Here is a 14,962-nt window from a genome sequence, read left to right as displayed (position 1 = left end):
ATGCTGGACGCCTTCACGGCACTCAACCGCGGCACGCGGCTGGTCTACGGCCGCGGCCTGCGCCGCTACGTCTACGCACCGATCGCCGTCAACCTGGCGGTCTATTCGACCATGCTCTACTACGTGGTCAGCCACTTCGGCGGCTGGCTGGATAGCTGGATGGCCATGGTACCGGCCTGGCTCGGCTGGCTGGAGTGGCTGATCTGGCCGCTGTTCGTGGCGAGCCTGGTGCTGATCGTGTTCTTCACCTTCACCCTGGTGACCCACCTGATCGCCGCGCCCTTCTACGGTTTCCTGGCGGCCAAGGTGGAAGTGCAGGTCACTGGCAGGCCGCCCCTCGACGACCGCGGCCTGGCGCGCACCGCGGTGGATGCCATGGGGCGCGAGCTGGTCAAGCTCGGCTACATCCTGCCGCGGGCGCTGGCGCTGTTCGTCCTCAGCTGGGTGCCGGCGCTCAACGTCGCCGCGCCCTTCCTGTGGGCGCTGTTCTCGGCCTGGATGATGGCCATCACCTACCTCGACTACCCCATGGACAACAACAAGGTGAGCTTCGCCGACATGCGTCGACGGCTCGCCTCGCGTTCCTGGCAGACCCTCACCTTCGGCGGCTGGGTGACGCTGATCACCTGGATCCCGCTGGCCAACCTGTTCCTGCTGCCCGGCGCCGTTGCCGGCGCCGTGTTGATGTGGGACCGCCACTATCGCGGCGAGCGTGACATCGTTCAGACCTGAACCCAGGAGAACACTGGCTTCATCCTGAGCGCTTCGAGGGAAGTTTCTCCGAAGCGGCGTCGAGGATCGTCTCGGTTGCCGCCAGGCGGGAGGCGGGGAACACGCAGCGGAACAGGGCGCCGTGGCCAGGGTGGGATTCGATCTCCAGGTAGGCGTCGTGGCGCAGCAGCACGTGCTTGACGATGGCGAGCCCCAGCCCGGTGCCGCCGCTTTCGCTGCTGCGCCCCTTGTCGACCCGGTAGAAGCGCTCGGTGAGCCGGGGGATGTGGACCGGGTCGATGCCCTCGCCGTCATCCTCCACTTCCAGGCAGGCGCCCTTGGGGTGCGGCTTCCAGCGCAGCACGATGTGGCTGTCCTCGGCGGTGTAGCGCACGGCATTGGAGGCCAGGTTGGACAGCGCGCTGTGGATCTCCGCATCGCTACCCAGCAGCCAGCGAGGCTCCTCGACCTCGACGCGGACCTGCTGGCGTCCCGCCGACAGCGCCTCGGCATCCTGGCGCACCTCCTCGAGCAGCGCCGGCACGGCCAGTGGCAGATGGTCCTCGCCGCCCTGGTCGATCTCCAGGCGCGACAGCAGCAGCAGGTCGTTGACCAGATTCTGCATGCGAGTGGTCTGTTCTTGCATACGGGTCAGCCCTTGGGCCAGGCGCGGCGGCAGGCGGTCGGCAGCGTCGGCATAAGTCTCGAGATAGCCCGCCAGCACGGTCAGCGGGGTCCTCAGCTCGTGGGAGACGTTGGCGACGAAGTCGCGGCGCATTTCTTCCAAACGGTGCAGGCGGGTGATGTCGCGTGCCATCACCAGGCGTTCATCGTCGCCGTAGAGGGTGATCTGGAACTGCAGCACCTTGCGTTCGTCGACCGGTGAGGTCAACGTCAGCGGTTCGCGGTAGTCGCGGGCATTGAAGTAGGCGACGAAGCGGGGGTCACGCACCAGGTTGGTGATGTGCTGGCCGCGGTCATGGGCGGCCTTGAGCCCCAGCATGCGCTCGGCAGCGCTGTTCCACCACTCCAGGTCGCCATGCTGGTCGAGCATTACCACGCTGTCACGCATCGCCTCCGAGGATTCCTGGATGCGCTTGAGGGTCGCCTGCAGGCGATGCTGGGTATGGCGCTGGCCCTTCTGGTAGCGGTAGAGGCGATCGAACAGCTCGCCCCACAGGCCGGTGGCCGCGGGCGGCTCGCTGTGCGGGTTGCGTGTCAGCCAGCGGCGCAGGGCGTGCAGCTGGCGCAGGTGATAGATGAGGCGCAGGGTGAGCCCCGCGGCAAGCCCGAGGCCAGGGGCGGAAAACAGCCAGCCGACCAGGCTGCCGGCAACGCCGAGCAGGCCGAGGCGCCAGAGTTCATGGCTCCAGGGGCGCACGTCAGCCCTTGTTGGAGAAGCGGTAGCCGGTGCCGCGCACGGTCTGGACCAGATGCTGGTGGGCATCGCCCAGCGCCTTGCGCAGGCGGCGGATATGCACGTCCACAGTGCGCTCCTCGACATAGACGTTGCCGCCCCATACCTGGTCGAGCAACTGGCTACGCGTGTAGGCGCGCTCCTGGTGGGTCATGAAGAATTGCAGCAGGCGGTACTCGGTGGGGCCCATTTCCAGCGCCTTGCCATCGGCGCTGACGCGATGGCTGACCGGGTCGAGCAGCAGGCCGTCCACTTCCACCGGCTCCTCGACGCCCTTGGGCGTGGTGCGGCGCAGCACCGCCTTGAGCCGGGCCACCAGCTCGCGGGGCGAGAAGGGCTTGGTGATGTAGTCGTCGGCGCCGGCCTCGAGGCCCTGGATCTTGTTGTCCTCCTCGCTCTTGGCGGTGAGCATGATGATCGGCAGCTCGCGGGTGGCCTCCTCGCGCTTCAGCCGGCGCGCCAGCTCGATACCGCTGGTGCCGGGCATCATCCAGTCGAGCAGCAGCAGGTCGGGCTGGTTGTCGACGATCATGCTATGGGCGCTCTGCGCGTTGGCGGCCTCCAGCACGCGATAGTCGGCCATCTCCAGCGCCACCGCGATCATCTCGCGGATGGGCGCTTCGTCATCGACGATCAGTACGGTCTTGGCGGTCATCCCGAAGCCTCGCGGTCAGTGACGGGTCGGTGACGATCTCACCACGTCATCATGACAGTTGGATGACACCGTCGCCAGCGACTCAGGCGCCGGTGACGGGCCACAGGCTGAACGCGATGCCGGCGAACACCAGCAGCCCCGACCAGTGGTTGTTGAGAAAGGCCTGGAAGCAGCGTTCGCGCTTGCGCTCACGTATCAGGAACTGCTGGTGAACGAAGGTGGCGGCCATGCCCGCGAGGCCCAGCCAGAAGAACGTGCCGAGCCCCAGGCGCCACCCGACCCAGCCCAGCAGCCCCAGCGTGACCAACTGCAGCAGGCCGATGGCGGCCCGGTCGGCGCGGCCCAGCAGCACCGCGGTGGACTTGATGCCGATCTTGAGATCGTCGTCGCGGTCGACCATGGCGTACTCGGTATCGTAGGCCACTGTCCAGGCCACGTTGGCGGCGAACAGTAGCCAGGCCTCCAGCGGCACATGGCCGAGCACGGCACCGAAGGCCATCGGGATCGCCCAGGAGAAGGCCGCGCCGAGGAAGGCTTGCGGCAGGTGGGTATAGCGCTTCATGAAGGGATAGATGAAGGCCAGCGCCACGCCCACCAGGGAGAGCAGGATGGTGAACAGGTTAGTGAACAGCACCAGCACGAAGGCTGCGGCGACCAGGCTGGCGAACAGGAACTTGGCCTCTTGTTCGCTGATGCGCCCGGTCGCCAGTGGTCGATGCTTGGTTCGCTCCACGTGGCCATCGAAGTGGCGGTCGGCGTAATCGTTGATCACGCAACCCGCTGCGCGCATCAGGTAGACCCCGGCAACGAAGATCAGCAGCAGGTGCCGTTCGGGAATCCCCGCCGAGGCCACCCACAGCGCCCATAGCGTCGGCCACATCAAGAGCCAGGTACCAATGGGGCGATCCAGCCGCATCAGGTGCAGGAAATCAGGCAGGCGGGCAAGCCCCTTGGGGCGCATCAGAGAGCGATCCATCGGTGTCTCCTCATTCGATGGGGAACATCCTAGCGCGATGGCAAGCCCAATTCATCCGCCATCTCATTCAGGAAGAACTCCTGCACCAGCACGGCGAAGCGGCCGTGGCGGAACACCGAACGCCGCCCCCAGGGGCCGGTCAGGCGATGGAAGGGCGCCGGGGCGGTCGTGACCTCGATGGGGCTGCGCACCAGGTCGGGCTGACGGAACAGCCAGCTACCTAGTGAGCGTTCGCCGAGCCGCTCGAGGCGCTGACCACGCATCTGGTCCAGCGGTGCCACCGAGCGAGCCACCACCCAGGGCCGCCCGTCGAGGCACAGCGCCACTTCCCGCAGCCAGGCGAGACGACCGAGGGGCAGCCCCAGGGCTTGGGCTTCGTCGAGGCGCGGCTTGCCCAGGCGCTGGTCGAGCAGGCGCACGCGGAAAGGGCGGCCGGCACCGGCCCCGATCAGTCGCGCAGTAAGCGAATCCTGGGTGGCGACCCAAGCCCACCAGGCCGGACTCATCGCCGGTCGGCCCGCGGCCAGGGGGCGCCAGGTGGCAGTAAGGCAGGAATTGACATGGCGCTCCGCGTGGTTCCGGGCCACCGGCACTCTCCGGGTCGAACTAGGGGCGCATAGTGTAACATGCGGTTCTGACACGATTCCCCGTGCTGGGCCGCGCCATTCGGTCGCGGCTCAGCCCCCGGCGAGGAGTTCCATGACCGCACCTCTTACCATCATCGGCTCCGGCATGGCGGGCATCGGCCTGCTCAAGCAGCTGCGCGCGCTGGATGCCGAGCGTTCCGTCACGCTGATCACCGCCGACAGCGGCGACGATTACGCCAAGCCGTTGCTTTCCACCGGCTTCGCCAAGCGTCTGTCCCCGGAGCGGCTGGCGGCGCGCTCGGCGCTGGAAGTGGCCGACCAACTGGGCGTGGTGCTGCGAACCCGTACCCGGGTGGATGCCATCGACCCAGCCAGGCGTTGCCTGCACATCGGCGAGGAGCGCCTGGCATGGGACGAGCTGGTGCTGGCCACCGGTGCCGCGCCCGCCGTGCCCTTTGCCATACCCGAGGGTCTAGCCGGCCGCGTGTTCACCATCAACGATCTCGATGACTATCGCGCCTTTCATGCTGCCCTGGAAGCGCTCGGCCGGCGGGCCCGGGTGGCGATCGTCGGTGCCGGCCTGGTGGGCTGTGAATTCGCCAATGATCTGGCTGCGGGTGGTCACGCGGTAAGCCTGGTGGCGCCGGAGCATGCGCCCTTGCCGCGGCTGCTGCCGGAGCCGCTGGGCCGGGCGCTGGGCGAGGCGTTCAGCGCAGCGGGCATGGTGCTGTACCTGGGGCGTGGCCTGAAGCGGCTGGAGGCGGTTGGCAGCAATGTCGGCGTGGCGCTCGATGACGGCGAACGGCTCGAGGCCGACCTGGTATTGGTGGCCACGGGTCTGCGCCCGCGTAGCGAACTGGCCCGGGCGGCCGGGCTGGAGGTGGGAGGGGCGGGCATCCAGGTCGACCGCTATCTGGCGACGTCGGCGCCCGGCATCCATGCCTTGGGCGACGTGGCCTGCGTGGACGGGGTCAACGCCATGTACGTACAGCCGCTGCAGGCCAGCGCCAAGGCGTTGGCACGAACGCTCAACGGCACACCCACCGAGGTGAGCTATGGCGCCTGGCCGGTGCTGGTGAAGACACCGCTGTTGCCGGTGGTAGCGCTACCGCCGCTGACGGCGCCGGCCCGCTGGCGAATCGAGGGAGAGGGTTTCGATCTGGCTGCTTTCGCCGAAGATCAAGACGAACGTTTGATCGGCTTTGCGTTGACAGGAGCCTGCGTGAAGCGGAAAGTTGAGCTGGCGCGAGCGGCGCCGCCGTTGCTAGGCTAGTGACGTCACCGTTCCGGCCGGTTTTACCGGCGCGGTTCACGGAGGTCATCGTGCTTGACGCTTCAAGAGCAAGGGACGAACCCACGCAAGGGGAACGGGCTCTCCCGGAGAAGTGACAGGCGGCTCGAGCTTGACCATTTGATGAATAACAACTCACCGGCTTCGTTGCCGGGACATAGCCAATACCCAGGAGGGCTGTCATATGCGTAAGCCAGAACTTGCTGCGGCAATTGCCGAGCGTGCGGAACTTTCGAAAGACAAGGCCAGCCAGGTGCTCAACGTCATCCTCGACGAGATCACCGGCAGCGTGGCCCAGGGGCAGGATGTGTCACTGATCGGGTTTGGTACCTTCACCGTGCGCGAGCGCGCCGCCCGTACCGGCAAGAATCCCCAGACCGGCCAGCCGCTGGCCATTCCGGCCAGCAAGACCGTTGCCTTCAAGCCGGGCAAGGGCCTCAAGGACGCCGTCGGCAAGGGCTGATTCGAACATCGGATCCTCTCGTGGCGCGGCCTGTCCGTCAGGCCGCGATACCTCTCCTTCTCGCTCGAATCGGACTCGACATGAAGCTGCGACTGATGCTGTGGCTGCTGGGTTTGATGCTCAAGCGTGCCTTGCGCCGCAAGCCGGGTTTCCGCCAGGCGCTCTCCGAGGCGCGCCGCCTCGATTGGGGCATCGCCACCGAGGACCTCTCCATCGCGCGCTACTTCCGCATGTCGCCCGAGGGCATCCAGGCTGGTGCGGGGCTACCGGTGGACCTCGATCTGGAACTGCGCTTCGACGATGAAGCCACCGCCATTCGTGTGCTGCGCAAGCCGACCCAGCAGGCCTTTCTCGACGGCATGATGGCCGGCAAGGTGCGTCTGGTCGGTGATTCGGCTGACCTGAAGAAGCTGCAGAAACTGCTCAAGCAGCTTTGATTCGCCGCCTCGCGCCAACCTTCGGCCCCAAGCCTTTCTTGATGGCATGACACGACGTGGATATTCCTCACCAGCGGCTGGTCTACTTCAGAGTCACCCTGGAATCGGGCTCGGTGCGTCAGGCAGCCGCCCGCCTCGATATTGCACCGTCGGCGGTGAGCCGGCAGCTCTACCTACTGGAAGACGCACTGGGCGCCACGCTGCTGGAGCGCAAGCGCACCGGCATCCGGCCCACGCCGGTCGGCGAGATGCTGCTGGAGTACTGTGAGCGCCGCGGGGCCCTGGACGAGAGCTTCATTGCTTCCCTCGAAGCCTACCAGCGGCTGGAAACCGGTACCGTGTCGCTGGTGGTGGGAGAAGGCTTCGTCGCCGACCTGGTCGCCAAGCCGCTGCGCGAGTTCACCGAGCGCTATACCGGTATCCAGATCGACATTCACCTGGCTGGCACCTCGGGCATCATCGAGGCGATCATCGACGAGCAGGCCCATATCGGCCTGATGTTCCATGAGCGCACTCATCACGAACTGCGTTTCTGGGTGTCGAGCCCGCAGCCGTTGATGGCCATCCTGCCGCCCGACCATGTGCTGGCCGCACAGGCCGAGCCCCTCACGTTGGCCCAGTTGAGCGAAGAGCCGATGGCAATGTGGGACCCCAGCCACCAGGTGCGCCAGATGGTGGACGAGGCGTTTCACCAGGCGCGGCTGCGCCCGCGCATGGCCATGAACACCAACTCCATGGCCATTCTCGCCCAGTACGTTCGCAGCGGTATGGGCATCACCCTGCTGCCGGCCTTCGCCGTTGCCGGCGACCTGGCGGAAGGGCGGCTGGTGGCACGCAGTGTCGACGACCCCTTGTTCCAGCGTTCCCAGGCGCACATGGTCACCCGCATCGGGCGTCAGCAGCCCAAGGCCAGCGTGCTGCTGCTGCGCCACCTCCAGCACTGGATGCAGGCGTTCCAGGGAGGTGGGGCATCGGCCAAAGTGCCCTGATGCTCAGCCCACACCGCTGCCGTAACCCATCGCCACACTGGCCTCGGCGCCGGTCTCCACCCAGATGCTCTGGGGCAAAGTGTACTCGCGCAGGCCGTCGATGCCGCTGGAGCGGCCGAAGCCGCTCTCGCCGAAGCCGCCGAAGGGAGACATCACGCTGATCGCCTTGTAGCCGTTGATCCACACCGTGCCGGCACGCAGCCGGCCGGCCACGCGGTGAGCGCGAGCGGGGTCCTGGGTCCATACCGCGCCGGCGAGGCCGAAGCGGGTGGCGTTGGCCAGGCGTACGGCCTCCTCTTCGTCATCGAACGGCATCGCCACCAGCACCGGGCCAAACACCTCCTCGCGGGCGATCTCCATTTCGGGGGTGACGTCGACCAATAAGGTGGGGGCCAGAAAATAGCCCTGCGCTTCATTGGGCAGCCCCGCCGGGCGGCTACCACCAGCGATGACGCGGGCGCCGGCGGCCACGGCATCGTCGATCATGCGCATCACATGGGCATGTTGGCGGGCGTTCTGCAGCGGTCCCATGCGCGTCGCTTCGTCGCCCGGGAGCCCGACGGTAATCTCTCCCGCAGCACGCGCCAGCCGCTCGGTCACCTCTTCGAACACCTCTCGCTGGACGAGCAGCCGCGAGCCGGCCACGCAGCTCTGCCCGGCGGCGGCGAAGATCGCCGCCTGGGCCCCGGCCACGGCGGCATCGAGCTCGGCGTCGGCGAAGACGATGTTGGCCGATTTGCCGCCCAGCTCCAGCACGCTCGGCACCAGCCGCCGCGCGCCGGCTTCTGCGATCATGCGCCCGCTCTGGGGTGAACCGACGAACACCAGCTTGCTGATGGCTTCGCTGCCGGTAAGCGCTGTGCCGGTGCTCGGCCCCAGGCCGTTGACGATGTTGACCAGCCCTCCGGGCAGACCGCCCCGTTCCAGCAAACTGGCGATTACCACCGAGGTGAAGGGCGTGAGCTCGGAGGGCTTGAGCACCACGCCGTTGCCGGCGGCGATGGCCGGGGCGAGCTGCCAGGCGCAGGTGAACATCGGTGCATTCCACGGCGTGATCTGACCGACCACACCGTAGGGCACGTGGCGTACATAGTTGAGGTGACTGGTAGGCACCGGGATCACCTCGCCGTGCTGCTTGTCGCACCAGCCGGCGTAGTACTCGAACATCTCGCGTACCTTGCCCACTTCGCCCCGGCAGTCGCGGATCGGCTTGCCGGCCACCACGCTCTCGAGCTGGGCCAGGGCCTCCTCATGGCCTTCGAGACCGCGCACGGCGGCGTTCATGCGCCGGCCGCGCTCGCTGGCGGTGAGGGCCATCCATTCCGCTTGCGCCCGGGTGGCGGCGTCGACGGCGCGCTCGACCAAGGCCGGACCGGCGTCGCGGTAGTCGACCAGCGCCTCGCCGGTGGCCGGGTCGACCAGGGTTATCGTCTCGCCTTCACCGGTGCAGGGCGCCCCGTCGATCCAGTTGGAGAGCAACATTTCGCCGTTCAGGCCAAAGCGGGCGAGCAGGGTATCGAGGCGTTCGCGGGCTTGGCGGGTGAGTCGGTTCATTGCACGGTCTCCTCGGTGGCGCTGGCGGTATCCAGCAGTGGGCCGGCGATACGGTTGAAGTCGTCGCCGTCGGCGGGACGCTCCGGGTCGGCGTGCCACGCCTCGACCACGGCGCCGAGCAACCCAGGTGCCATGCCCAGGCGTTTGGCGGCATCACGGGCCAGGCGCAGGTCCTTGCGCATCAGTCCGGTGGTGAAGCCGGAGTCGAAGCGCCCGGACAAGATCCACTCGGGGAAGTTGACCTCGCTCACCGCGCTGCGCCCCGAGCCGCTGTTGAGCCCGGCCAGGCAGGCCGCCGGGTCGACCCCGGCGCGGGCGGCCATGGCGACCGCCTCGGCGGTGGTCAGCAGGTGCGCGGCGCAGAGATAGTTGTTGGCCAGCTTGACCACATGGCCGCTGCCCGGCCCGCCGACGTGGGTATATCTGGCCGACATCGCCTCGAGCATCGGCGCCAGGCGCTCGATGGTGGCCGCTTCGCCGCCGAGCAGCATGCCTAGCTTGCCGTTGGCGGCCCCCTTGGGGCCACCGCTGACCGGGGCGTCGAGCCACTCGAGGCCGGCGGCCTGCACCCTGGCGGCGAGTTCACGGCTGACCGCCGGGTCGGAGGTCGAGGTATCGACGATCACGCTGCCGGCGGGGGCAAGACCGAGCAGGCCGGGAGAGGTCTCGATCACCTCCTTGACCTGGGCCGAGGTGGGCAGCGACAGCAGATAGACGTCGCTGGGCGGAAGTTCGTCGGGGGCGGCCACGGGCAGCCCGCGGGCGGCCAGGCGCTGGCGGGCATCCTCGAACAGATCGCTGCCGGTGACGTCGAAACCGGCGGCTTGCAGGGTGAGGGCCATGTTGCCGCCCATCTGGCCGAGGCCGATAACGCAGATTCTCATTGTCGTTCCTCTGAAAACGGTAGATGTCGTTTGGCGGGTACATGTGTCCGGGCCGCAGCAGCGCAGCGGCCTATCCAGACAATGCGGGAAGTGCCGCCGTCAATCGTCGAGCAGGGTCCTGACCAGGGCCTGCCAATAGGTCACGCCGAGCGGGGCGATGGCGTCGTTGAAGTCGTAGCGCGGGTTGTGCAAGGCCGCACTCTCCACGCCGTTGCCGAGCCAGATGTAGGCGCCGGGGCACGCTTCCAGCATGAAGGCGAAGTCCTCCGAGGCCATGCTCGGCGGCAGGTCGCGATGCACCCGGGTAATGCCCGGCAGCGCTTCGAGGACCTCCGCGCAGCGAGCCGCATGCGCCGGGGTATTGATCGTGGCGGGATAGCGCGGCTCGTAGGCAAGTTCGACCGCCAGGCCGTGGAAGCCGGCCAGCGAATCGACGGCCTCACGGAAGCGCCGCTGCAGATAGGCGCGCAGCTCGGCATCGAAGCAGCGCAGCGTGCCGCGCAGCTCCACCGTTTCGGGGATCACGTTGAAGGCGTCGCCGGCGTGGAACTGGGTAATGCTCAGTACCGCGCTCTGGTGCGGCGGCGTCTCGCGGCTGATCAGTCCCTGCAACTGGCTGGCGAGCTGACAGGCGGCCAGGATGGTGTCGCTGCCCAGGTGAGGCATGGCCGCGTGACAGCCGCGTCCGGTGAGCTTGAGGGTGAAGACGTCGAAAGCCGCCATCACTGCGCCGTCGTGCACCGCCGCCTCACCCACGGCCAGCCCCGGCCAGTTGTGCAGGCCATACACGGCTTGCATGGGGAAGCGTTCGAAGAGCCCCTCCTCGACCATTACGCGGCCGCCTCCCTCGCTCTCTTCCGCCGGTTGGAAGATGAAGTAGACCCTCCCGGCAAAGTCGGGGTCGGCGGCCAGGGCACAGGCCGCCCCCAGCAGCATGGTGGTGTGACCGTCATGCCCGCAGGCGTGCATCTTGCCCGGCGTGGCGGAGGCATGGGCGAAATCGTTGGCCTCCTCCACGTCGAGCGCATCGATATCGGCGCGTAGGCCGATGGCACGCCTGGGGCCGCGCCTGCCATCGAGCATCGCCACGACACCCGTGCCGCCGCCCAGCCCGGTGACGACCTCGAGGCCGGCCTGACGCAGGAGATCGGCGATGCGCCGGGCGGTGCGATGCTCCTCGAAGGCGGTCTCGGGGTGGCGGTGGAAGTCGTGGCGCCAGGCCGTGAGGCGCTCCTGGGTCGGCAGCAGGCTGTCATCCATGAACGAACTCCTTAGAGGATCAGGTGGGCGATGAATGCCGAGGCGACGAAGGTGCCGGTGAACACCAGCAGCGAGACGATGACCAGCTTCCAGCCGGTCTGCCGGAACATGGTGAACTCGCGTCCAGTCAGCGCCAGGCCGGCATAGGCCAGCACGGGAGTCACCACGGCAAGGAAGTTGACGTGGGCGAGGCGCTCGACGATCCAGGCGCTACCGGGGAAGAAGGGCAGCGTCATGACGATGCTGATCAGCGAGACCCAGGCCACGCTGGGCAGGTAGAACGGGGCGAAGCGGCCGATGGCCAGGCCGATCATAACCATGCCATAGAGGATGACCATTCCGGGCAGCGCCTGATGCAGCGGGGCGCCATTGACCACGTTGGCGACCCAGGCGGCCATGCACACCACGGCCAGCAGCAGGGCGGTCTTGCCGAGTTGCTGCTCGGGGCGCAGTTCCTGCAGTGCCGCGGCGTCGAAGCCGCCGTTCGGTGTGGCGGTATCAGAGGTTTTCATGGCGGGCCTCCTTGAGTACGGCGCCACCCAGGCGCTTGTAGAGCCATTCGGCAGCGGGAAGGGCGATGAACAGGGAAACGTAGAGGCCGGTGGCGTAGGTCAGCAGGTTGCTGGCACCGGAGAAGGCGAGCAGCTCGTCGCGCAGGTGGGGGGCTGCTTCGGCCAGGGCGCCGGAACAGGCCGCCACCATGCTGCCGCTGCCCACACCGCAGGCCATGGCCAGGGCACGGATGTCGAGAATGTCCAGCGAGGCCAGGTAGCCGGCCATCAGCGCGAAGTAGAGGGTACCGAACATGGTGCCTACCACGTAGACGCCCATGATGCCGATGCCCTCCGGGCTTCTCAGGCCGTACTTGTCGGAGATGATGGCAATGTTGGGTTCGCGGGCGATGGAGTAGGTGGCGCCGATGGCCTCGCGGCCCATGCGCAGTACCAGCACGGCAAAAGGCAGCGCCAGCAGCATGGTGCCGAGGTTGCCAAGCTCCTGCAGGATCAGTGCCGGTCCGGCGGCGACGATCTGTTCGATGGCCGGGCCGATGGTGGAGCCGAACTTGGCGATGAAGGGCAGGATGGAGATCATGATCAGCGGGCCGGCAGCATTGCTGACCCGTTTGGGAATGATTCGCTGCATGCCCGAGAACAGGTGCGGGTTGAGCAGCACGCCAATGATGAAGGCGTAGAACAGCGGCAGCAGCAACAAGGTGCCGGGCCCCAGGGGTATGCGCAGTATGCCGATCCACTCGGCAAGCAGCGACGCCAGGACCACCGTCAGGTGCAGGCGCCAGTCGAGTAGCAGTTTCATGTCCATTGGTTTGTCCTTGTCGTGGTATGGGACTCTTCGAGTATCGAAAAGGAACGTGTTCCAATGGTAGGCGCTGCGTGTTCTCTTTATTGCTACACGCTGCGGTTCCTGTGCTGGCGAGTCGGCACGCACCGCACGACTTCGTTGGTTAATACGAAAGTCTAATGAGGTAGAATGACCCTTCATCAACGATAACGCCCAAGAGCCCCATGCCGACCTCGCTATCGCTCTCACTGCGGCGTCTGTGGACGCTGGACAAGTTTGCCTACAGCCTGCGGGTCTTTCTCGCCTTCAGCGGGGCGCTGCTGCTGAGCTGGGCGCTGGCCGACATCAGCCTGGTGATCCCGCTGTTCCTGGGCATCATCGCCAGCGCGCTGTCGGAGACCGACGACAGCTGGCAGGGCCGCCTGCAGGCGCTCGCGGTCACGCTGGTCTGCTTCGCCGCGGCGGCGCTCGTCGTTCGCTGGCTGTTTCCCTGGCCGTGGCTATTTGCCCTGGGGCTGGGCGTGGCGACCTTCGTGCTGATCATGCTCGGCGCCGTGGGACAACGCTATGCCACCATCGCCTCCGGCACCTTGATCCTGTCGCTCTACACCATGATCAACATCGAGCACCACGGCGGCGTGCCGCAGGCGGGCGACTGGGGGCAGACGCTGCTGATCCTCTCCGGCGCGGCCTGGTACGGCGTGATTTCGGTGATCTGGTGTGCGCTCTTTTCGCGCCAGCCGGTCAAGCAGAGCATGGCCCAGCTTTATCGCGAGCTGGGCAACTACCTGATCCTCAAGGCGACGCTGTTCGAGCCGCTGCGCGGTGTCGATATCGAGGCGCGCCGCCTGGCGCTAGCGCGGCAGAACGGCAGGGTGGTGACGGCGCTCAACCAGGCCAAGGAGATGATCTTCCGCCGGCTCGAGGGACAGCGCGGCGAGGGCAAGCTCAACCGCTACCTGCGCATCTACTTCATTGCCCAGGAGATCCACGAGCGCGCCAGCTCCACGCACTACCCCTATGCCCGGCTGACCGAGGCGTTCTTCCACCACGACGTGCTGTTTCGCTGTCAGCGCCTGCTCGACCAGCAGGGCCAGGCGTGCAAGCGGCTGGGCAAGGCACTGCTGCTCAACCGGCCCTTCGAGCACGACCAGAGCGAGCAGGCACTCGCCGACCTGCGTGCCTCCATCGACCACCTGCGGGCCATGCGCAATCCGGCATGGCGGGAGCTGATGTATCCGCTCAATGCCCTGGCCGACAACCTCGCCACCCTCGAGGAGCGGCTGGCGACGGGATACAACCCCGATGCCGGCGACGACCCGAGCGATGCGGCGCTGTTCGACCGCTCGCCCGAAAGCGTGAAGGAGGCCTGGGCGCGTGTGCGGCTCAACCTGACGGTGGGCTCGCCCACCTTTCGTCATGCCATTCGCCTGCCCATTGCGCTGCTGGCGGGATACGGCCTGCTCCAGCTGATCCATCCCACCCAGGGCTTCTGGATCCTGCTCACCACGCTGTTCGTCTGCCGCCCAAACTTCGCCGCCACCCGGCGCTTCATGACCCAGCGCATCGCCGGTACCGTGCTGGGACTGCTGGTCGGCTGGGCGTCGATCACGCTGTTCCCCAGTGCCCTGTTGCAGATCCTGATCGCGGTGATCGCCGGCGTGACCTTCTTCGCCACGCGTGAGAAGCACTACGTCATTGCCACCGCTGCCATCACCCTGCTGGTGCTGTGCAGCTTCAATCAGGTTGGCGACGGCTTCGACCTGATCTGGCCGCGGCTTTTCGACACCCTGCTCGGCGCGCTGATCGCCGGCGTGGCGGTGTTCTTCATCCTGCCCGATTGGCAGGGGCGGCGCCTGCATCGCGAGGCGGCCAACGCGCTCGGGGCCAATCGTCGCTATCTGGAAGAGATCCTGCACCAGTACGCCAGCGGCAAGCAGGATGATCTCGCCTACCGCCTGGCACGGCGCAATGCGCACAACGCCGATGCGGCGCTGTCGACCCTGCTGGCCAATGTGCTGCAGGAGCCCGAGCCCTATCGCAGGCGTGTCGCCGATGACGGCTTCCGCTTCCTGGTGCTGTCGCATACGCTGCTGAGCTACCTTTCGGCGCTGGGATCCCATCGGCATCGGCTCGGCGAGGAGGCGCACGATGCCCGGCTGCTGCCCGAGGGACAGCGCCTCGCCGACTACCTGGCGATGCTGGCGGATCATCTCACCCGACGCGTACCGACCGCTGGGCTGGAGGAAGCGCGAGAGGCGTTGGTGGCGCGGCTCGAAGGCAAGCCGCCGGAGTGGGAGGAGGAGGGCTACCGGCCCATGCATACGCAATTGCTGTTGATCGCCCAGCAGCTGGGAGCGCTGACCGAAGCTGCCGAGCGCCTGATTGCGGTGAGCGATGACCGCCGTGAAAGCGCTGCCTCGATGGCAAACGGCTGAG

15 protein-coding genes are annotated in these 14,962 nt (G+C 67.1%); 6 read left to right on the top strand and 9 right to left on the bottom strand.

What is annotated here, in order from left to right; all coding sequences use genetic code 11:
- Nucleotides 1-732 carry a sulfate transporter CysZ gene (gene cysZ, locus ACUY1T_RS08785; protein ID WP_446021920.1) on the top strand — a complete coding sequence of 244 codons (732 nt, stop codon included), beginning with the start codon at nt 1-3 and terminating at the stop codon, nt 730-732.
- Between the two features lie 19 nt (nt 733-751).
- Here cysZ and phoR read toward each other — a convergent pair whose 3' ends face one another.
- The 4 genes from phoR to ACUY1T_RS08765 all read right to left on the bottom strand — a co-directional run bounded on the left by phoR (nt 752) and on the right by ACUY1T_RS08765 (nt 4,346).
- A complete protein-coding gene (gene phoR, locus ACUY1T_RS08780) occupies nt 752-2,092 on the bottom strand; it encodes a phosphate regulon sensor histidine kinase PhoR (RefSeq protein WP_446021918.1) in 1,341 nt (446 codons plus the stop codon).
- Between the two features lies 1 nt (nt 2,093).
- A complete protein-coding gene (gene phoB, locus ACUY1T_RS08775) occupies nt 2,094-2,783 on the bottom strand; it encodes a phosphate regulon transcriptional regulator PhoB (RefSeq protein WP_209538194.1) in 690 nt (229 codons plus the stop codon).
- 82 nt (nt 2,784-2,865) lie between these two features.
- Complete coding sequence (gene ubiA / locus ACUY1T_RS08770) at nt 2,866-3,759, bottom strand: 4-hydroxybenzoate octaprenyltransferase (protein ID WP_446021915.1); 894 nt, start codon at nt 3,757-3,759, stop codon at nt 2,866-2,868.
- Between the two features lie 29 nt (nt 3,760-3,788).
- Nucleotides 3,789-4,346: a chorismate--pyruvate lyase family protein gene (locus tag ACUY1T_RS08765; protein ID WP_446021913.1), complete on the bottom strand. Its 558-nt coding sequence runs from the start codon at nt 4,344-4,346 to the stop codon at nt 3,789-3,791.
- Between the two features lie 112 nt (nt 4,347-4,458).
- On the opposite strand from ACUY1T_RS08765, the gene ACUY1T_RS08760 reads away from it, so the two are divergent.
- The 4 genes from ACUY1T_RS08760 to ACUY1T_RS08745 all read left to right on the top strand — a co-directional run bounded on the left by ACUY1T_RS08760 (nt 4,459) and on the right by ACUY1T_RS08745 (nt 7,526).
- Nucleotides 4,459-5,619, top strand: a complete 1,161-nt coding sequence (locus tag ACUY1T_RS08760; protein WP_446021911.1) for an FAD-dependent oxidoreductase — start codon at nt 4,459-4,461, stop codon at nt 5,617-5,619.
- 175 nt (nt 5,620-5,794) lie between these two features.
- Nucleotides 5,795-6,100, top strand: a complete 306-nt coding sequence (locus ACUY1T_RS08755; RefSeq protein ID WP_446022437.1) for an HU family DNA-binding protein — start codon at nt 5,795-5,797, stop codon at nt 6,098-6,100.
- Nucleotides 6,101-6,180: 80 nt separating this feature from the next.
- On the top strand, nt 6,181-6,537 hold the full coding sequence (locus ACUY1T_RS08750; protein ID WP_446021909.1) for a hypothetical protein: 357 nt from the start codon (nt 6,181-6,183) through the stop codon (nt 6,535-6,537).
- A gap of 56 nt (nt 6,538-6,593) precedes the next feature.
- Complete coding sequence (locus ACUY1T_RS08745) at nt 6,594-7,526, top strand: LysR family transcriptional regulator (RefSeq protein WP_446021907.1); 933 nt, start codon at nt 6,594-6,596, stop codon at nt 7,524-7,526.
- A 3-nt stretch (nt 7,527-7,529) separates the two neighbouring features.
- Here ACUY1T_RS08745 and ACUY1T_RS08740 read toward each other — a convergent pair whose 3' ends face one another.
- From ACUY1T_RS08740 to ACUY1T_RS08720, 5 genes are all read right to left on the bottom strand, one after another.
- Nucleotides 7,530-9,080, bottom strand: a complete 1,551-nt coding sequence (locus tag ACUY1T_RS08740) for an aldehyde dehydrogenase family protein (RefSeq protein WP_446021905.1) — start codon at nt 9,078-9,080, stop codon at nt 7,530-7,532.
- Complete coding sequence (locus ACUY1T_RS08735) at nt 9,077-9,964, bottom strand: NAD(P)-dependent oxidoreductase (RefSeq protein ID WP_446021903.1); 888 nt, start codon at nt 9,962-9,964, stop codon at nt 9,077-9,079. Before ACUY1T_RS08735 ends, ACUY1T_RS08740 begins: the two co-directional genes overlap by 4 nt.
- Before the next feature lie 99 nt (nt 9,965-10,063).
- Nucleotides 10,064-11,224, bottom strand: coding sequence for an amidohydrolase (locus ACUY1T_RS08730; protein ID WP_446021902.1), 1,161 nt, complete (start codon nt 11,222-11,224; stop codon nt 10,064-10,066).
- Between the two features lie 11 nt (nt 11,225-11,235).
- On the bottom strand, nt 11,236-11,736 hold the full coding sequence (locus ACUY1T_RS08725) for a hypothetical protein (protein ID WP_446021900.1): 501 nt from the start codon (nt 11,734-11,736) through the stop codon (nt 11,236-11,238).
- Entirely contained in the window at nt 11,723-12,544 is an 822-nt protein-coding gene (locus tag ACUY1T_RS08720) for a DUF3100 domain-containing protein (RefSeq protein ID WP_446021898.1), read from the bottom strand. The genes ACUY1T_RS08725 and ACUY1T_RS08720 overlap by 14 nt, the downstream gene beginning before the upstream one ends.
- Before the next feature lie 203 nt (nt 12,545-12,747).
- Between ACUY1T_RS08720 and yccS the strand changes: the two genes are divergently transcribed.
- Complete coding sequence (gene yccS / locus ACUY1T_RS08715) at nt 12,748-14,961, top strand: YccS family putative transporter (protein WP_446021896.1); 2,214 nt, start codon at nt 12,748-12,750, stop codon at nt 14,959-14,961.
- Nucleotide 14,962 lies beyond the last annotated feature (1 nt).

The organism is Billgrantia sp. Q4P2, from assembly GCF_052806135.1.
Note: the sequence above shows the minus strand (reverse complement) of the source record. Positions and strands in the feature narration are given on the sequence as shown.